The 16581-nt window shown below is 55.6% G+C and carries 28 protein-coding genes; 17 read left to right on the forward strand and 11 right to left on the reverse strand.

The annotated features are described in order from the left end of the window. Window positions 1-45: 45 nt before the first annotated feature. The 3 genes from JC200_RS18910 (at window position 46) to hemQ (ending at window position 1740) form a co-directional block, all read left to right on the forward strand. A complete protein-coding gene (locus JC200_RS18910) occupies window positions 46-507 on the forward strand; it encodes a DinB family protein (RefSeq protein WP_274433268.1) in 462 nt (153 codons plus the stop codon). Between the two features lie 150 nt (window positions 508-657). Beyond that, window positions 658-783, forward strand: a complete 126-nt coding sequence (locus tag JC200_RS18915) for a hypothetical protein (protein WP_274433269.1) — start codon at window positions 658-660, stop codon at window positions 781-783. Between the two features lie 195 nt (window positions 784-978). Beyond that, window positions 979-1740 carry a hydrogen peroxide-dependent heme synthase gene (gene hemQ / locus JC200_RS18920; protein WP_274433270.1) on the forward strand — a complete coding sequence of 254 codons (762 nt, stop codon included), beginning with the start codon at window positions 979-981 and terminating at the stop codon, window positions 1738-1740. 63 nt (window positions 1741-1803) lie between these two features. Here hemQ and JC200_RS18925 read toward each other — a convergent pair whose 3' ends face one another. The 11 genes from JC200_RS18925 to JC200_RS18975 all read right to left on the reverse strand — a co-directional run bounded on the left by JC200_RS18925 (window position 1804) and on the right by JC200_RS18975 (window position 8712). Next, the gene (locus JC200_RS18925) at window positions 1804-2010 is read right to left on the reverse strand and encodes a DUF3973 domain-containing protein (RefSeq protein WP_274433271.1); all 207 of its coding nucleotides are present in this window, start codon (window positions 2008-2010) and stop codon (window positions 1804-1806) included. Window positions 2011-2155: 145 nt separating this feature from the next. Beyond that, window positions 2156-2908 carry a radical SAM protein gene (locus tag JC200_RS18930; protein ID WP_274433272.1) on the reverse strand — a complete coding sequence of 251 codons (753 nt, stop codon included), beginning with the start codon at window positions 2906-2908 and terminating at the stop codon, window positions 2156-2158. Continuing rightward, window positions 2905-3402: a 6-carboxytetrahydropterin synthase QueD gene (gene queD / locus JC200_RS18935; protein WP_274433273.1), complete on the reverse strand. Its 498-nt coding sequence runs from the start codon at window positions 3400-3402 to the stop codon at window positions 2905-2907. The genes JC200_RS18930 and queD overlap by 4 nt, the downstream gene beginning before the upstream one ends. A gap of 229 nt (window positions 3403-3631) precedes the next feature. Beyond that, window positions 3632-5062, reverse strand: a complete 1431-nt coding sequence (locus tag JC200_RS18940; protein ID WP_274433274.1) for a recombinase family protein — start codon at window positions 5060-5062, stop codon at window positions 3632-3634. Window positions 5063-5101: 39 nt separating this feature from the next. Beyond that, window positions 5102-5536 carry a hypothetical protein gene (locus JC200_RS18945; protein ID WP_274433275.1) on the reverse strand — a complete coding sequence of 145 codons (435 nt, stop codon included), beginning with the start codon at window positions 5534-5536 and terminating at the stop codon, window positions 5102-5104. A gap of 14 nt (window positions 5537-5550) precedes the next feature. Next, window positions 5551-6183 (reverse strand): ImmA/IrrE family metallo-endopeptidase, encoded by a 633-nt coding sequence (locus tag JC200_RS18950; RefSeq protein ID WP_274433276.1) that lies wholly within the window; start codon window positions 6181-6183, stop codon window positions 5551-5553. A 108-nt stretch (window positions 6184-6291) separates the two neighbouring features. Further along, window positions 6292-6879, reverse strand: coding sequence for a hypothetical protein (locus JC200_RS18955; protein ID WP_274433277.1), 588 nt, complete (start codon window positions 6877-6879; stop codon window positions 6292-6294). 1 nt (window position 6880) lies between these two features. Beyond that, complete coding sequence (locus JC200_RS18960) at window positions 6881-7297, reverse strand: hypothetical protein (RefSeq protein WP_274433278.1); 417 nt, start codon at window positions 7295-7297, stop codon at window positions 6881-6883. Between the two features lie 108 nt (window positions 7298-7405). Further along, window positions 7406-7618, reverse strand: a complete 213-nt coding sequence (locus tag JC200_RS18965) for a hypothetical protein (RefSeq protein ID WP_274433279.1) — start codon at window positions 7616-7618, stop codon at window positions 7406-7408. A gap of 213 nt (window positions 7619-7831) precedes the next feature. Further along, window positions 7832-8293 (reverse strand): hypothetical protein, encoded by a 462-nt coding sequence (locus tag JC200_RS18970; protein WP_274433280.1) that lies wholly within the window; start codon window positions 8291-8293, stop codon window positions 7832-7834. A 17-nt stretch (window positions 8294-8310) separates the two neighbouring features. Next, complete coding sequence (locus JC200_RS18975) at window positions 8311-8712, reverse strand: helix-turn-helix domain-containing protein (protein ID WP_274433281.1); 402 nt, start codon at window positions 8710-8712, stop codon at window positions 8311-8313. 92 nt (window positions 8713-8804) lie between these two features. On the opposite strand from JC200_RS18975, the gene JC200_RS18980 reads away from it, so the two are divergent. The 14 genes from JC200_RS18980 to JC200_RS19045 all read left to right on the forward strand — a co-directional run bounded on the left by JC200_RS18980 (window position 8805) and on the right by JC200_RS19045 (window position 16573). Continuing rightward, a complete protein-coding gene (locus JC200_RS18980) occupies window positions 8805-8972 on the forward strand; it encodes a hypothetical protein (RefSeq protein ID WP_274433282.1) in 168 nt (55 codons plus the stop codon). Window positions 8973-9271: 299 nt separating this feature from the next. Then, entirely contained in the window at window positions 9272-9490 is a 219-nt protein-coding gene (locus JC200_RS18985; RefSeq protein WP_274433283.1) for a helix-turn-helix domain-containing protein, read from the forward strand. Window positions 9491-9547: 57 nt separating this feature from the next. Continuing rightward, a complete protein-coding gene (locus JC200_RS18990) occupies window positions 9548-9709 on the forward strand; it encodes a hypothetical protein (protein ID WP_274433284.1) in 162 nt (53 codons plus the stop codon). A gap of 119 nt (window positions 9710-9828) precedes the next feature. After that, a complete protein-coding gene (locus tag JC200_RS18995; protein WP_274433286.1) occupies window positions 9829-10338 on the forward strand; it encodes a helix-turn-helix domain-containing protein in 510 nt (169 codons plus the stop codon). A gap of 5 nt (window positions 10339-10343) precedes the next feature. Beyond that, a complete protein-coding gene (locus tag JC200_RS19000) occupies window positions 10344-10688 on the forward strand; it encodes a hypothetical protein (RefSeq protein WP_274433287.1) in 345 nt (114 codons plus the stop codon). Next, window positions 10685-10861 (forward strand): hypothetical protein, encoded by a 177-nt coding sequence (locus JC200_RS19005; RefSeq protein WP_274433288.1) that lies wholly within the window; start codon window positions 10685-10687, stop codon window positions 10859-10861. Before JC200_RS19000 ends, JC200_RS19005 begins: the two co-directional genes overlap by 4 nt. Continuing rightward, window positions 10848-11075: a hypothetical protein gene (locus JC200_RS19010; RefSeq protein WP_274433289.1), complete on the forward strand. Its 228-nt coding sequence runs from the start codon at window positions 10848-10850 to the stop codon at window positions 11073-11075. Before JC200_RS19005 ends, JC200_RS19010 begins: the two co-directional genes overlap by 14 nt. After that, window positions 11072-12631, forward strand: coding sequence for a hypothetical protein (locus JC200_RS19015; protein ID WP_274433290.1), 1560 nt, complete (start codon window positions 11072-11074; stop codon window positions 12629-12631). Before JC200_RS19010 ends, JC200_RS19015 begins: the two co-directional genes overlap by 4 nt. Continuing rightward, entirely contained in the window at window positions 12628-13569 is a 942-nt protein-coding gene (bet, locus tag JC200_RS19020) for a phage recombination protein Bet (RefSeq protein ID WP_274433291.1), read from the forward strand. Before JC200_RS19015 ends, bet begins: the two co-directional genes overlap by 4 nt. Window positions 13570-13904: 335 nt before the next feature. Beyond that, window positions 13905-14417, forward strand: a complete 513-nt coding sequence (locus JC200_RS19025; protein ID WP_274433292.1) for a putative metallopeptidase — start codon at window positions 13905-13907, stop codon at window positions 14415-14417. 17 nt (window positions 14418-14434) lie between these two features. Beyond that, on the forward strand, window positions 14435-15289 hold the full coding sequence (locus JC200_RS19030; RefSeq protein WP_274433293.1) for a DnaD domain protein: 855 nt from the start codon (window positions 14435-14437) through the stop codon (window positions 15287-15289). A 16-nt stretch (window positions 15290-15305) separates the two neighbouring features. Further along, the gene (locus JC200_RS19035) at window positions 15306-15719 is read left to right on the forward strand and encodes a hypothetical protein (RefSeq protein ID WP_274433294.1); all 414 of its coding nucleotides are present in this window, start codon (window positions 15306-15308) and stop codon (window positions 15717-15719) included. A 6-nt stretch (window positions 15720-15725) separates the two neighbouring features. Continuing rightward, window positions 15726-16388 carry a hypothetical protein gene (locus JC200_RS19040; protein WP_274433295.1) on the forward strand — a complete coding sequence of 221 codons (663 nt, stop codon included), beginning with the start codon at window positions 15726-15728 and terminating at the stop codon, window positions 16386-16388. A gap of 14 nt (window positions 16389-16402) precedes the next feature. Next, window positions 16403-16573, forward strand: coding sequence for a hypothetical protein (locus JC200_RS19045; protein ID WP_274433296.1), 171 nt, complete (start codon window positions 16403-16405; stop codon window positions 16571-16573). Window positions 16574-16581: the final 8 nt, after the last annotated feature.

Raw genomic sequence — 16581 nt, forward strand, 5'->3', positions numbered from 1 at the left:
GCGGTTGCGGTTCGTCAGGCGGGATCGCGAAGGAGGAACAAGCAAATGAGCCATGCAGAACAGTTCGCACAGCAGTGGAAGGCACAACGTGATGTCTTAGAAAGTGTTCTCGCTCGAATTCCTGAAGGTCAAGAAGGATTTAAACCGTGGGAGGGCGCAATGAGCCTTGGTGGACTCGCTCTACACGCGGCGACTTCGGCTAAGTTGTTTGCTCAGATCGCGGCGACAGGGGAGTTCGCTCGTCCGAGTGTGGAAGCCGCTTCAATGGCCGAGATTAGGGCGGCAGTTCATGAACTCACCGAACAGACGATGGCGTTGCTGGTGTCGATTTCTGACGAGCGCTGGGCTCAGTCAGTTGACATGACCCATGTGCTCGGGCGGGAAGTAGAGGTGTCGGGTATGCTGTACGGCATGCGTGACCACGAGGTTCACCACAAAGGGCAACTGTTCGTTTACGCACGGATGGTTGGCGCAGAAGACCTACCCATGTTCACCAAGTTTGCGTAACTCTTAACGGTGTTTTTTTGCCGTCACCCGGGGCATTTACCGCTTCTCCAGTCAAAGGGCGTTCATACGGTACTGTATGTCGCTTGCAAGCAGTCTGTTGGCAGCGCGCTGCAAACAGGCAAAGACTGCAGACTGGAAGGAGGCCTTTACATGTACGATGGTGGCGCATTCGGAGGATACACCCGTTGGGCGGTAGTGTTTCTCATCATCTTCGTGTTGTTCATCCTGCTCGTCCCGTACACCGTGACGACCTGCACGACGACACCGGTGTACTGAGCAGAAGTTGCAGTCGGCAGTGGCTCTGTTGACAATGCAACGCACCGACAAGCAGTGAGGAGTACGAGGCGCGGCCGCAGGGCCGCGCTTTGTCGTTTTGGTTTACAGCCTGTGTTTGGTAGACTGGACGGTGACTGCACAGTGGTTGTGCACTGCGTGCATGACCGATGTTAGACAAGTTGAGGGGGTGCAATCGTGGCAGAACACAGAAACGAAGCCGTCGACACGCTGGAAGGGTGGTATGTGTCGCACGACTTGCGAACTGTAGATTGGCAAGCTTGGCGTCAGTTGACTGCCGGCGAACGAAGCGCAGCCATGGAAGAGTTGTTTCGAGCCCACCAGCGCTTTCAGAATCGAGAGGCAGAGCGCACAGGCGGATATGGCCTCTACGCGATTGCGGGCAATAAGGCGGACATCATGTGGGTTCAGCTCAGGCCGACACTGGAGGAACTGACTGCTGCGAAGACTGAACTGAATCACTGCAGATTTGCTGACTTCACGAAGCCGGCCTATTCTTACGTATCCATCGTGGAACTGAGCGCTTACCTAGCGAAACCTGGCGTAGATGTGTCTGAGGATGCGTACATACAGGGCCGCTTGAAGCCAGCCTTACCGTCTGCGAAGAACGTCTGCTTTTACCCGATGAACAAGAAGCGCAGTGGGGAGGACAACTGGTATATGCTCCCGATGGAGGCGCGTCGGGAGATGATGCGAAGCCACGGGCTGATTGGCCGAGCCTACGCGGGACAAGTTAAGCAGATCATCACCGGATCGGTCGGCCTCGATGACTGGGAATGGGGCGTTACCCTGTACGCCGACGACCCGGTGCAGTTTAAAAAGCTTGTGTACGAAATGCGATTCGACGAAGCGAGTGCTCGTTACGCCGAATTTGGCTCGTTCTACGTGGGCAGCCGCATTGACATCGCTGATTTATCGGCCATGCTCGACCTGCGGTAACTCCACTGCTCCACGTGCAGGACTGCTAATTGCCTGATGGCACACCGCGTTTTCGCAGTGCGATTAAGACTCGGACTGCAACCCAGCGAGGCGATGTGCCTCAGGCAAACAGGCAGCAGGAAGTGGGTTCGGGAACTCCGCGGAGAACGATGCTGTGCAGATGCCAAGCGGATACCGAACACCGGATATATCCTGGCGAAATCCGGTTCGAAACACGCGGTCATACGCCTGAGTGTTGTGCAACTGTTTACAATGAATGCAAAAGTACACGTCGCCACCTCTTTCTATAGAATTCCTATCACTTGCTACTAGTTTCGAATGCTTTCGACGATTTATGAGGGTAACTGCGAAACGATCTTGATCATCTTTCCGGGGCATGTTGCAAGAAGGGCGCAAATTAAGTTGAAAGCGCGGCTTACACGCCGCGCCGATGTGGGTCCCAGATGTACTTGTGAATTTGTACGTTTAGTTTCACATGTTTCAGTCGGTGCTCAATCATGAGTGCAGCAAGTTCCTCAGCTGGCATCGACTCAAACACCGGGCTGAACAACACATGTCCTTGCTGGTAGTGTGTTTTGAGCACAGAGAGTGCGGTGTCGAAATCGGTTCGACTGCCGATCACGAATTTCACCTCATCTTGTGGTCCAAGGCACGCAAAGTTCGAACTCACCATCTTCCCCATCTCACCGCTCGAAGGCAGTTTGTAATCGACAATGAAACGTACCTTGCGAAACAGCTGTTCGTTCGTTTCGCGGTCCCGTCGAAATGGCGTGAGGTCAATGGCGCCGTTGGTTTCCACGTGAATGTCTTCAATGGGACCGAGTTCTCCAAGCGCACGCAGTAACATGCGGGACTTTTCACCATGCATGAGCGGTTCGCCGCCGGTCAGACAGACGCGCGGATTGGCAAACATTTTGACTTGCAGGGCAGTTTCGGCGATACTCGCGTAATACACTGGCTTTTCCGGCGCGTAACTATATGGGGTGTCGCACCAGGTACAGCGGAGATTACAGTTAAAGATTCGGACAAACGTAGTCATATAGCCAGCTTGTGTGCCTTCTCCTTCGATCGTTTCAAAAACTTCTACCATCGGCAAGCGGACACCGTCCCACGGTCGCGATGTCTCGTTGTTGTCGGTTTCTAACGTCAGTTGTCTTGCGTCTGTCATCGCTGTTGCTCGCTTTCTTCGGTTGATTCCATCCACTCTCGTTTTGCGGTTGCAAAGCTGGTTGGGGTTTCGTACAAAGTAATTTCTTCGAGCCGACAACCTGTTGCTTTTAGCCCCCGTGCTGCCAATGCACCGTCGAATTGTTCCCAAATCCACACGACCATGTTTTCTGCTGTCGTGTTCATCGGTGGCAGCACTTCGTTGAGATAGCGATGGTCGAGTTGTGCTTCAATCTCCTGGCGGTAGATCGCCTTTAAGTCACTGAAGTCTACAGTCAACCCAGTGTGACCTGGAACTCCACTGACTGTCACGATGAGCCTGTAGGTGTGGCCGTGCAGGCTCTGGCATTTTCCTTCGTATAAGTGCAGGTGGTGGGCAGCATCGAACGTAAACTCTTTGCTGACCGCGACCCTTTTGTTGTGATAGCGCAGCTGGGAGGGCAGGATGTCGGAGTGCAGATTCTGAAGTTTGGCAGGAAAATGAAACTCGGTCACGATGGGCACTCCTCTCCACTCTGTTGTGTAAATCAGTATACTATACAGACATGCGTGGGAAAGCAGCGTTTGATAAATCGGCGCTAGGGTGTGAGTGTGAGCAAAAAAAAGAGGCCGATTGGCCTCTTTCCGCACAGATGCTTTGCGACACAGTGGACGGATGCCGCTCTACCACAAAAATGCCAGCCAGAAAATCCAAGCGAACGCATGACACCTTAAACAGACCACACTACCCCGCGTAGTGTATTGTGACTTCGTAATTTGGATGCACATCGATGCGCTCGACAACAGCGCGGATGAGTTCCTTTCGCTCTGACGGTTCGGCAGTGTCCCACATGGCCCGGAATGATCGCAGGATGTCCGCGATCATCTCCGGGCTTCTGCGTTGTGGAGTGGGGAGCGCCTGCAGCTGTACTCGCAGATCCATTTCCTCTTCGGTTAGCTGCTGCAGCCGGTTACGCAGCTGCTCAGAATCGATAATCTCTTTGTCGTAGGCGTCCATCCAGCGCGCGCGGCGCTCCTGTAGCTTGTTGAGAGCGGCATCAATGTTGTTTGACTGACCGTCATCGGCATCTGCAACGACATCCGTAGCGCGCCCTTCGAGCAGGTCATAGTGGTAAGCCTCGAGCTTTGACAGAATCGCTTCTTCGAGACGACTTTCCATCATCCGCGGCATGCTGCACAGTTTGGTGTGAACCTTCTCGACGCACATGTACTGGCGATACACTTTGCCATCCGATTTCCGTGTCCGGTAGTGACTCACTCCGTGCATGGCGCTGCCACATAGGCCGCAGCGTAAGACGCCGGTGAGAGAGTATGTTCCGGTACCGGACCGACTGGGCATTCGCGCACGGCCTTCACGTATATCCTGAGCGCGTTCAAAGGTCTTGCGGTCAACAATACCTTCATGTACTCCGTCGACGACCACAGCGTCGTCTGTGCGTCTGCCGCCGCCCGTGCGATATCCATATCGGACGTAGCCTGCGTAGAGCGGATTGCGCAACACGTATTTCAGCGCCGTTTGGGTCCAGCGAGTGCCAGGGGAGGGCTGCATGTCAGCGGGCTTGTTCAACCAGTTGAGAATCTGCTTGAGTCCGTCGCCGGCGACGTAGCGACGAAAGATTTCGCGCACAACCTGCGCTTGGTCTTCGCGTGGTAGCAGGGTACCATCGGTGTAGTCATAACCGAAGGCAGGTTTACCACCGCTCCAGCGTCCTTGGCGTGTCATCTCGAGTTGACCCATGCGTGTGCGCTCGGCGAGCTGCTCGCGTTCCCACTGAGCCATGGCCGCGACAATGGTAATGAACAGCCTGCCCATGGCCGATGTGGTGTCGAACACCTCCGTGGCGCTCTTGAATCCGACCCGGTAGCGTTCGAAGTGCTGGAGCAGCTGGTAGAGGTCCATCACGTTACGAGTGAGACGGTCAAGCTTGTAGACAAGTACGACGTCGATGTCGCCTGCCTCGATGTCCTTCATGAGACGCTGCAGTTCCGGACGGTCTGTGTTCTTTGCGCTCACGCCGCCATCCGTATAGATGCCGACGATGGTCCAGCCCTGGGAATCACAGAACGACCGCAGACGGTCAAACTGGGCGTCTAGGGAGAATCCATCGTCCGCTTGCATTGTGGTCGAGACGCGTGAATAGAGGGCTGCTCTCATGCGCTCAGAGCCTCCTGTGTTGGTGCTTCTTCATCTAGTCTACGCGCCCCAGTCGAAGTCGTCAGTTTCGACCGGCACAAGTCCTGCGAACTCCTGAAATATGACACCGTCGAGGATGCCGACAACGGAGAAATCTGTAGGGGCGAGTTCAACGGGAGGGATGCGATCACCGCTCACGCGCAGGTTGACTAGGTCACTCCGAATACCTTCTACAAGGCGGACTGTGACTTCCTCGGCGAAACGCACGAGGCAAATTTGGCACTCGCGGTCGGGCCAGCGCGCTTCACGAAAGATGGCATAGTTGCCTTCGCGTAACCCGAACGAATCTAGACCGTTGTCAGCAATCTGAACGGCAAAGCGGTTGTATGGCGCCCATGACTTGACGGTGAGGCTGTCTTTCGCCTGTTGATCACCCAGGAAGACGGTTTCGAGGGATGGGACCGGACCAATTAGCGGAACCAAGTCTGTGCTCAAACTGGTTGCCTCCTTCAGATATCTGCGCGCCGACGAGTGCCGATAACTGACCCGTCCCTGACGAGGTATTCAATGCGGCGGTCAGCGGGATGGCGATAGCTGTAGTCGTAGCTCGCAGTAGCTTCGCGAACCGCGGCTGCCATCTGGTTCTCGGCGGCGATGGTGTAGAGGCGCTGTTCAAGAAGCCTCAGTCGGGCATCCATGAACGGTTGCGGTACGTCGAACGAATACGCGAGTTGGTCGACTAGTTGAGCGCGCGACGACGCCTGGGTGATGCAGTTGGCAATCATGAATGTGGGGGCGAGGCTGTACATGGCGAACATGTCTGCTTGGAACTCCTGAAGTGCCCTCCAGTCGTCCTTCATGAACTCCTGGCGCCCAGCGTGAAGGAGAACGTGCCCGAGCTCGTGAGCCATCTCCACGCGCTGCTGTTCCCAAGGGAGTCGACGATCTACGATGACCGAGTACATGTCTGCACGAAAGTGGTAGTTGGTCGACGGCTGCGCGAGAAAGTGGACCCAGATGCCTGCGTCATGCGCGAAGACCTCTAGGTCGATATCCTGCGGACAGCGGATGTGGTTCGCGCGGTAGAAGTCGACGATGGACGACTCGAGGTGGGTAGGGCGGTAGTGTGTGATGTCGAACATACGATGCGCCTCCGTAATAGGAACGTATGTTCGTATTATAGACACGGAAGAGCTGAAATGGAAGTGCATAGAAACGTAAAGGGCCCCTTAACTCTGAGGCCCCATGAATCACAGGTGTTTAGCGAAATATGCCTGGGCGAAGCCGCTCACAACAGCAATAATGAGGCCAAACAAAAGACCGCCCACTACCATCATCCAAATCTGCCAACGGCGATCGTCTTTTGTGTTCGTCCACTTCTGGAGACTCTCAATTGACTTCCTTAATTCTGACGTTTGAGTGCCAATGTTCTTATCAATACTGGCTAGGCGTTCACTCATGGTGTCTAATTTGGCATTGAAAGTGCTCTCTAAACCGTCTAGACGAGCAGTAATTGCACGAGTGGAATCGTCAACAGTTCGATAGACGAAATTACGGGCGCTCTGGTCCATCTCCGGTTCCACGCTCCCTTCGGTTACAGTATATCCGAGGATGTCGTCGTTAGACACCGATTGTCGTTGGTCTTTCTTCGAGAATCTCATGCTTGTCCCGCTCACTTTAAATGCGGCAGAGTTGATGGGCGCTGGACGCGCCTCAGCACCTACACCATCCGCGAACAGCAAAGAGTGCGACGCGGTAAGCGCGATCCCAATGAACGCAGCTTTTGTTGCCATTGTTCGACGACTTTGCACCGCGGGGCTAAACGATACCGTTGGCATGTCAGGCCTCCACAGTGGCTGTTATGAGTAGATCAACCGAAGCCGATTCCTGGCCAACCTTGACATCGAATCGGTACGTGCCGATAAGTTCGACTGGGAATCCTACCATATCAATGTGGGTCATGCTTGGGATTGCACCGTGCACTGTTTTTCCTTCGAACTTCTCTACATTGTCAAGTCTTGTGTGACCCATTGGTGTGCCATTAGGACTTACGACCTCAATACTGATGGGCGACAGATCTCTGGCATCGTATGCAATACAGCCGACTAAGAGGGAAAGGTTGATTAAAGTTGGCACTCCCTCTTGAGGGGTACGCGTCAAAATTATGCAATTTGGGTGTAACCCATGTAAATGAATATGACCGTTTTCTTCTTTGCTTATTGCTTCAGCAATTGTCAGCGTCTTTATTACAGACACACCGAAACCTCCTGAATGTGAGCTGGGATCATGTCATACACACTGAATCGAAACTATAGTTTTAAACTCCCGTCAGTTACTACCGACCGTGCTGGCAATGGCGAATCTTCAACAATGTTCCACCAGCTCGTACCCCGAGTACTCATGCTGGTACCGGTTCATCGCGTCGAACCGTGCCACGAACGCGAGCCATCCTCCGTGGTCCAGCATTCGGCCGACTCCCTTATGCTTGGTTTCCTGTTTGCGAGTGACGTGTCTACAAGACTCCGTGGCATGCACAATGTATCGTCTGGTCGGGTGGTCAATGTTGACCCACACCATAGGTTGTCCTCCTTCGCGCGTAACGGTAGGCTTCGTTAATGCACGAACGGAACAATTTGTACGTGCTCAAAATACAATTCTTCACATGTATTGTTTTTCCTTCTCAAATTCAGCCAGTAATGGGACGCGTTTCGAGAAATTACGACATGCGGATGGGGGCAATTGTCGGAAGATGGGGAGAGGGCATGGTGGACTAATCCTGTTATGGCGTGGTTACTTCTGCGTCTTAACGAGCTCATCGTGCCATTTCTTCACTGCGCGCAACCTCTGGGAGGTCTCGGCGCGCATGTGCTTCGGCGCAACCGTAACAGCTTCGCGCATAGCCAGAAGAGCGCGCTGCGCGACGATTACTCGGTCTCTAGCGGTCGAGAGGTTTGGAATGCGATCCATGCACATTTTCGCATATGCGATGAGGCGTTTCGTCTCGTCTTCGTCTGGTCGTTTTTTCGATACAGAAGCTGACCATGCGGGGCGCGTCGTTTGGGAGTAGCGTGCCTGTGAAGTAGCGCGTCGTCTGCGAGGACGCCTCCGTAACCACCAAGGCAACACGTGCAATCTGCGTCGTCCGGATATGACTTCAAAGAACTTCACGATGTCTGCGATAGCCTTGAAGAACCAGTAAATCATGCGGAATGGTAGCGTGAATAATCCGACCAAGCATCCCATCACGCTCATTCCTTCCCCGCGTCTGGCTACTCGCCCTGCTTCTGCCCTGGCTTACGCCCACGTTCCCGTTCCCAAACTAGGCGCAACGTCTCCATCATGTGCTTCTTCGCGTCTTCAGGCGATTTGTCGAAGTCGTAGAAGAAGCTGCCCTCCAGGTTGTCTTCAACCCATTTGAGGAACTCGGCCTCCTGCGGGGAGACGTCGCGGTCGTCCACTAGAGCGGGGTCCTCAGTCTCACCAATGAGAAAAGCGGCGCTGACACCCAATTTTTCAGCGCAAACCTGTACAAAGCTGATTTTTGGCTCACGTTCTCCGGTTTCGTAGTTCTGGAGTGCACGCTCGGATATTCCCACTACACCGGCAAAATCAGCTTGATTTATGCCCTTTTCTCGTCGGGTAGCACGTAGGCGTTCTCCGAAAGTCGGCATGAGAAAGTTTCCTCCAAAACGCTTGACCGGAACAAACGTGCGTTGTATAGTGTGACCACAAGCACAAATGTGCTGGTTAAGCAAAGGTGGTGATGAACATAGACACGCAAACCCAGCAGATCTACGACCGAGCCCAACGCACGCGAGAACTCATCGAGTTCGCCCGAGAGAAGGGGTGGGATGACGAAACCTTTCTCGACGTGCTACAGAGCGTTGCGCACCCGCTGGACTGGGAACTCAATCAGAGACGGGAGATCTGAGCCAGGCGTCCTTTACTGGGTCCGTAGCCGTGACAATCCAGCCCTGATTTTCAATGGCAGCAATCTGGTTGTTCAACTGAGTCCAACCATTTTGGCACCACAAGCTCGCAAAGTGGGCCACGTTCTTGCAGTTGGGACATTGAACGGTAGTCGCTTGATTTTGTTTGTTCCTGACGTGGTCAGGTGGTGTTAAGGAGTCGGGCGAAATGAAGAATGAGTTTCCACACTTGCAGGTCAGGTACAACTTATCGATGGCTGGCATGCACGCATCCTCTCCTGGATGAAAGGTGGTGATGAAGTTGACACAGTTCGGAGCCCAGCTTCGCAGCGTTCGGAAGGGCAAAGGTTTCACCCAACAGCAAGTCGCCGACCATCTCGGGATTAGCGTTCGAGCGTACCAGCACTACGAGACCGGATCGCGCACTCCTAACATCGAGAAAGCATCGAAACTGGCTAGATTCCTCGACGTATCTTTGGACGAACTATCTGTTCGTGATTGTAGCACAGAGTCGGCGTAAAAAGTGCAGGCAGAACAAGTGATTGCCACATATCCTGCACCAGGGAGGTGAGGCCCGGTGGCCAAGCAAACGCCGAAGTTCACTGTCCATGAAGCAAACAAACCACCAGCGGACATCAGTGAGCGCATCAGCAACTGGATGCTGGAGGTTGCGCGCAGGGCCGCGAAAGATGGCAGGCCGCTCCCGTGCGACAAACGTCAAGATGCAGCCAACTCGTAAGACCATGACGGATGCTCCTGCGGGGCGTCCGGCGCGAATACCGGACAAGCTATGAATCTATCGTATTGGTCCGGAGCGGTTCCTTTTCAACGAAATAGGACTGAAAGGGGGTGAGGAAGTTGGGAGTAGGACAAGCCCTGAAAATCAGTCGAAAGGCGCTTGGCAGGAGCCAAAGCGAAGTCGGGGTTCCGTACAGCCAGACGATGGTCGCCAAGATTGAGCACGGTGAACGTGAAATCGCACCTGACATGGCGCCGCGTATCGGACAGGCTCTTGACCATCCGGCGATTTTGCTGGAGTTGGCGCGGGAACAGTCCGGCGGATGGGGTCCTGCGTGGCTCGACGGCCCGAACGTGGACCTGCACAGAGCGGTAGTTCGCGAAATGTGCCTGAAGGAGTTGTTCGAATCCATCGAAGCAGTCCAGCAGTGGAGTACAGCCAGGCCGCCGGCAGCTGAGACCGACGCTGAACGCAAGCGTCGATACGAGCATCTGATGCAAGTGATGGACAGCATCGTGGCGCTGAGTACATACATCGGCGTCCAGTGCACAGAGTACGGTTTCTCAATGCTGCAAGTGTCGAGAGACCATTACGCAAGACTCAAGGGAAAGAGATATGTGAGGGGGTGAGTGAGTTGGCGATTCCGTCATTTGAAGAAATGTTGCGCGAGGCTGCGAGGACGCTGGAAGAGATTCAGGCCCATAAACAAAACGGACGCCCCGTTGCGAGCGAGGCGACCGAACAAACAAAAACATCAACTGGGGCCAGTGTAACGCAACTGGACGAGGGTGACAACCGCGTGTCGTGTCACCAGTGCGGTGAGTCGTTCGCTGAAGAAGAGACCGAGGAACGGCACGTGTGGAACGGACTCGACATCGAACTGTGGGACCTGTGTCTCCCTTGCGCAGACGAGTACGACGCCATGGTTGAGTACGAATCTGCGATGCAGTCACGTGGCATCGAGGCGGTATGGCGGTGAATGTGCGCGACTTTACGGATCTCGTGCAGCTGATGCTCAGCCGCGCTGACAAAGCGATTGAAGCAGGTGACGCAGAGGCGGCACACGAGGCCATTGAACACGCGCGGGTGCAGTTGAAACACACCGTGCGCGAACTGGAGCGGGAAGGAGCGATTAGACATGACGCTGTCTGAACGGTTGACCGAGATTGCAGAAGAGTTGGAGGGACCCGGGCTGGCCGAATCGGCCGTTGTGGCTCGATACATCCGCGACGAGCTGATTCCGCTGGCCGAGGACGAGGACACCGAGATTGACGTTCCCGGCGTGATGGAGAGCCTGCAGGAGATTAACGAGCACATCCAGTGGGTGTGCGGACGATTGGCACACAAGGGGGCGCTGAGCGCATGAGAATCAAGTCCGTGACCATGCAAGGGTTTAAGTGTTTTGACCATCAGAGCTACTCATTCGCGGACCGTGTGCACATTGCGGCCGAGAACTTTAAAGGCAAGACGTCGATCGCAGAGACGGTATCGGTTGCACTGTTCGGCGTGACGCTGTCCGGCAGCCCGTTCACGGACCACCTCATCAAGCGAGGTGAGAAGCAGTACGAAGTGTCGACTGTCGTTGAAATCAACGGTGGAGAGCACGAGATCGTCCGCGTCAAAGGCGCACGCAAATCAGAGGTGTACCTCGACGGCGCAAAGGTGAGCCAGGTCGAGATTGACCGACTGCTGCCGACGAAGGAACAGTTCCTGACCGTGTTCAACCCCGGTTATTTCACATCCCTGGCCGAGAAAGACGCGCGGGAACTTCTCATGTCCCTGATCAAGCCGCCGAAGCGTGAGGATGTGCTCGCGCAACTGACGGAACCTGAACAGAAACTGCTGGAGCATGAGCCCATGCGTGACCCGGACGGGCGTGCCAAGGAACTTCGTGCTGAGATTAAGGATAACGAGGCCGACATCCAGCGCACCGAAGGCAAGATGGAGGCGCTCCAGGAACGCATCAACCGACCACTGCCTGAGTCGATGGAGTTCAGCGTGGCCCAGCACGAAGAGCTTGAGAAGCTGCGCAAGCAACTTGATACACTTCGCGACGGCTCTGCCGTTGAACTGCGCGAGCTCGAGAGTCAGCAGCGGATGCTTCGGACGCAGTACCAGACGCTCAAGTCTCAGTTGTCTCTCACACCAGCAGAGCCAGACCTTGACGCACCTTGTCCGACATGTGGACAGGCTCTCGACGATAAGCACCGAGCGCGTGTGGTTGAGGAGCACGAGAAGCGTGTGCTGGCCGTTGAGGCCGCCAATCAAGAACTTACCAAGCGCATGAAGGAGCTCATCGAAGAGGGCAACGACATCAAAGTTCGCATTGAGAAACTTGCGACGCACGTCCCTGACGAAAGTGCGGTGCAGGAACTGCAGGCGCAGATCCGAGCACTCGAGTCCAAGAAGTCGGAAGCCGAAGCGCAGAGCGCCTACGTCAACCGTCTTCGGATGGAAATCTCCGACGACAAACAGGCGCTAACGAAGGCCCAGGAAGCTATCAGGCGTATGCGCACCGAGCAAGGGACCATGACTGCGACCGTGGCCGCTATCAACGCGTACCGGGCGAAGCTCGCAGAAATGCAGGTTGCGCAACTCAGCACGCATCTTGACCGGGTCAGCATCCAACTGTTCGACCTGGTGAAGTCCACCGGAGAACTGAAGGCATGCTTCCACGTGCTCTACGATGGAAAACCATTCAAGAGCCTAAGCCGGTCGGAAGGCATCCGCGCGAACCTCGAATTCTCGACGCTGTTCAACCGTGTGCTCGGCTTCGACGTTCCGGTCTACATCGACAACATCGAGTCTGTCACGCACTACAAGGCGCCAGATGCGACACAGATTTTCGAGGCGCGTGTGGTGCAGGGGGCAGAACTGACGGTCGTGTCTGAGTCTGAAGAGAAGGGGCGTGTGGCCTCGTGAGCACAGCAGAGAAAAACCTGACGGTCATCCAGGGTGGAACGGTCCCGACCCTGAACGTCTCAAACGACGAGAAGCTGAAAGCTATCAGAAGCACCGTTGCGAAGGACGCGAATGATGCCGAGTTCACGATGCTCATGCACTTAGCGAACACGTATCATCTCGACCCGTTCCTCAAGGAAATCTGGTTTATCAAGTATGGCACCACGCCGACCATCATGGTCAGCCGCGACGGTCTGCGCAACTACGCACAGCGTCAGGAAGACTTCGAAGGTCTGCTGAGTCAGGAAGTTCGTAAGGGCGACAAGTTCAGTTATAACCCCATCACCAAGGAGATTCATCACGAGACGGGCGATGGGAGCGGGGAAATCACCAAGGCATATGCCATCGTCTACCGCAAAGGCAGGAAGCCGCACATCGAACTCGTGGACTTCCGCGAGTACTTCACGGCACTCAGCGGTAAGAACGGCGTCTGGAAGTCTCACCCGAGTGCGATGGTGAAAAAAGTCGCCGAGGTTCTGGCGCTCAAGAAGTGCTACACCATCACTGGTCTGTATGCGCCTGAGGAAATGGGCATGCAAGAACCCGACACGATGCCTGCGCCGGACTTCGACATCCCGAACACGATGGGATCAGCGGTTCCTGATGAGGATTCACACGCGCCCGAGGTGCGACCCGCTGTCGACAAGCGTGCGTGGAAGAAGGCCATCGACGAACTGTCACTCGCGGCTGAAGCCGCCGGCATAACGGCGAGCGAGCTTCGGCCCATCGGAGCCCGCGTAACCGGTAAAGAAGTTGTGCAGGCGTGGTCGCTTGACGACATCGCCAACGTGCGCCAGTACATCGAGCAGTACAGCCAGCCTGCAGAACCGGAGGCGTCGCCAAGTGCTCAACCCACTGAAGCTTTCGACTTACCGTCAGACGAAGACTTGCCGTTCTAACGTGGCACGCATAGACGAGTGGGAGCCCAACAAGGGCTCCCGGAGGCGTAAGGTGTTGCGGCTGATTGTCTTGGGTCTATGCATCCTAGCGTTTTTTGCAGCCGCAACTGCTTATATCACAATGCCGATACCGCAGATACACATGCCAACGCACCATCCGCACTCGGTGGGATGGTACATGCAGGGGATGAGTCAGTGAAGTTCGTGCTTGGTGTGAGCCAGCGCGGCCGCGCATCCTCAGTCTCACTTCTTCACTGTACGCAGGACAAGCTGACTATATGCCGCCAAGGTGCGGTCCTTGAGCGTGTTAATCCATTCGTATAGGGGGACGGACGATGCCGGGAGTTGATTTTGAAGAAGCGCCGGCAGTGCGCGACGTTGCTGTCGACCTCATGAACAAGCACCATCCGCATTTGGTCGACGCGAAGGACCTCATCGGATTCTACTTTCGCTATGGGAGTTCCGACTGGGCTGGAAAGGCAAAGAAGTGCACTGCATTTGAACGCCACATGACCGGGAAGCAGCTGTTCGTGTTCGTCAACGCAGAAGCATGGCAGGCGCTCAAACATGACCAACGAGCGGCCCTGGTAGACCACGAGCTCTGCCACTTCAGTCGCAAGTCCGAGCGCCATTACGATGACGAGCAGCAGAGGTGGGCAGATGCATGGGCGCCAGCGGACGACGCTGACAGTTGGGGCTTACGTGAGCACGACGTCGAGGAGTTCAGTGATGTCATCAAACGCCACGGCCTGTGGGAGCAGGGCATCGAGCAGTTCGCGCAAGCCGTGAGGAACGCCTCGTACCAAGCAGATTTGTTTGAGGACTATCCAGCGAAGTCAGTCGGCTGACGAGGGGGGTGTGATTGGTGGACTGGTTCCGGTTCTACACCGAGACGATACATGACCGAAAGATTCGGCGACTGCCTCCTGCGCAACGCTGGCTTTGGGTGACCGTGCTTGCCATTGCGCGGTCATCCCCGGAACCTGGCCGACTGCTGATATCGGAGGGAGTGCCGGTCGTAGTCGCGGACTTGGTTGACGCGGCTGCCATCACGCGTAAGGACGTCAATGCCGGACTCCAGGCGTTCACTGAGCAAAACATGCTGACAGTCGAGAATGGCGTCTATGTGGTCTCTCATTGGGACGAACGCCAATTCAGTGCGGACAGCAGTAAAGAGCGCGTGAGGCGTTACAGGGAACGCAAAAGTAACGGCGATGTAACGTTACAAGACCGTTACACGGGCGATACCGTAACGCCCCCAGAGGACAGAGTACAGATAACAGATCCAGAAACAGATCTAGATCAAGAGAATAAAGACGACAGAGACACGGTAGTGAGTGCCGTTGAGGAAGTAGCAGCCTCGACCGAGCCGAGTGAAGTGACCTCGTTGTCGTCTGAGATTGATTTGGGATTGGCACAGGTGGCGAGGGCCTTTGAGGCTGAAGGGTTCGGCACGTTGAGCCAGTCCGTCAAGGACCAGTTGGTCTCGTTCGTGAGTGAATTCGGGGCACAGTGGACGCTGATGGCGCTGAAGGAAGCCGTACTCCAGGGCAAACGTCGGCTGAAGTACGTGAGCGGCGTGTTGCAGAACTGGCGAGCCGAGGGAGGACCACGGCTTGCAGACGAACGTAGGCCACAGGCGCGCGCCCCGGCACAAGCAGCTGGAGCGGAGCGGGACCCAAGGTACGCAAACTTTTACGCTTTGTTCCCCGATTCGTAGCGGAGGTGGTAGCAATTTGACCAGCGTGCAGCTGAGCTTCATGGAGCTGCTGTTCCCCGACGAGCAAGTGACGTCTGTCACTGCGCATGGTCAGCTATCGCCAAAAAGGCAGATTGCAAGGCGCGCACGGGGTACCGACGAGGTGCGGATCAGCGCGAACATCCTGCAGCGGTACACGGGACTGTCAGAGATTGACCCTGGTGAGTGGATGACGTACTTCCCGAACACGGGCAAGCCGTGGAAGCAGCGCGACCTGAAGTACCTGGCGGACTGGTGGGGCAAGGACGATGTGTTGAGCCTTGCGTACGCTCTCGGACGGCCGCCGTGGGGACTGCAGCGGGAGATATGTAAGATGAGGCGCCAGGGCGTTGAGATTGCCTACCAGCGCGTGGACAAGCCGCGGGAGAGAGAAATGGAGTATGCGAGGTGAGCGAGGATGCAACGCAGGATCTACGTGGCTGGGATCAACACGCGCAAACTCCGCGACGCTGCCGATAGCGTTCCGTACTGGCTTCTGTCTGCCACGCTTCTGCGTCAGAAGCACGGGCTGCCGTCGTGGCTCGTGTCGCATCTTGAAAATCGAGTACTCATGTGGGACCCGGGGACCTTCACGGAGGACTGCATCAGTTACCACGGCTATCGGGCATTCATCGACCGATGGGCCCGCAGCCGTGACGAGTACCTGCAGTATGACGAGATTGGTGACCCGGATGCGACGGCGTTTTATTTGCACGATATGCGCAAGCGAGGTTATGACCCAATTCCTGTGTTGCAGCCTGGTGGCGATGCCTCGATTCTCTCCGAACCGAGAGCGGCGATTGGTGGAACTGTTCCCATGGGGGCTGATGATCGGGCGGCATATCTGGATGAATTGTTCTACCACAGCGGTGTCGCGATTACGGGGCGGATTCATCTGCTCGGCATGTGGCGTCCAGAGTGGTTCAGACCATATTTTGCGGGCAGTGGGGATAGTACAACGTGGATACCCCGCGCCCCATACAACCGGCAGATGTCCATTCCGGAGTGGCTGGAACAGTACGGTGAACAGAACATTCCGTATGTGAGACGAGATTCAATCCAGCAGCGACTCGTGATTTGAGAGGAGTGACAGACGTGGACGAGCAGTTGTGGGTGGTGTGGTTCAAAGGTAACGACGGCTGGCATGCGACTGGACCCTGGCGGAATGAGGCGGCTGAGGCACTAATGCATGGCATGCAACTAGAGGGCGTTGAGGCGAGACTGTATCCCCGCCACAGCGTGACAATCGTGGACATCACGGAGTGAGGCGAGAG

This window comes from Alicyclobacillus sp. ALC3 (assembly GCF_028751195.1).
GTDB lineage: Bacteria > Bacillota > Bacilli > Alicyclobacillales > Alicyclobacillaceae > Alicyclobacillus_L.

Bases quoted from the DNA above. Each gene is read 5' to 3' on its own strand.
- JC200_RS18910 (WP_274433268.1), top strand. From the start codon at position 46: ATGAGCCATGCAGAACAGTTCGCACAGCAGTGGAAGGCACAACGTGAT.
- JC200_RS18915 (WP_274433269.1), top strand. From the start codon at position 658: ATGTACGATGGTGGCGCATTCGGAGGATACACCCGTTGGGCGGTAGTG.
- JC200_RS18930 (WP_274433272.1), bottom strand. From the start codon at position 2,908: ATGACAGACGCAAGACAACTGACGTTAGAAACCGACAACAACGAGACA.
- JC200_RS18940 (WP_274433274.1), bottom strand. From the start codon at position 5,062: ATGAGAGCAGCCCTCTATTCACGCGTCTCGACCACAATGCAAGCGGAC.
- JC200_RS18950 (WP_274433276.1), bottom strand. From the start codon at position 6,183: ATGTTCGACATCACACACTACCGCCCTACCCACCTCGAGTCGTCCATC.
- JC200_RS18955 (WP_274433277.1), bottom strand. From the start codon at position 6,879: ATGCCAACGGTATCGTTTAGCCCCGCGGTGCAAAGTCGTCGAACAATG.
- JC200_RS18965 (WP_274433279.1), bottom strand. From the start codon at position 7,618: ATGGTGTGGGTCAACATTGACCACCCGACCAGACGATACATTGTGCAT.
- JC200_RS18970 (WP_274433280.1), bottom strand. From the start codon at position 8,293: ATGAGCGTGATGGGATGCTTGGTCGGATTATTCACGCTACCATTCCGC.
- JC200_RS18975 (WP_274433281.1), bottom strand. From the start codon at position 8,712: ATGCCGACTTTCGGAGAACGCCTACGTGCTACCCGACGAGAAAAGGGC.
- JC200_RS18980 (WP_274433282.1), top strand. From the start codon at position 8,805: ATGAACATAGACACGCAAACCCAGCAGATCTACGACCGAGCCCAACGC.
- JC200_RS19010 (WP_274433289.1), top strand. From the start codon at position 10,848: ATGACGCTGTCTGAACGGTTGACCGAGATTGCAGAAGAGTTGGAGGGA.
- JC200_RS19015 (WP_274433290.1), top strand. From the start codon at position 11,072: ATGAGAATCAAGTCCGTGACCATGCAAGGGTTTAAGTGTTTTGACCAT.
- JC200_RS19025 (WP_274433292.1), top strand. From the start codon at position 13,905: ATGCCGGGAGTTGATTTTGAAGAAGCGCCGGCAGTGCGCGACGTTGCT.
- JC200_RS19040 (WP_274433295.1), top strand. From the start codon at position 15,726: ATGCAACGCAGGATCTACGTGGCTGGGATCAACACGCGCAAACTCCGC.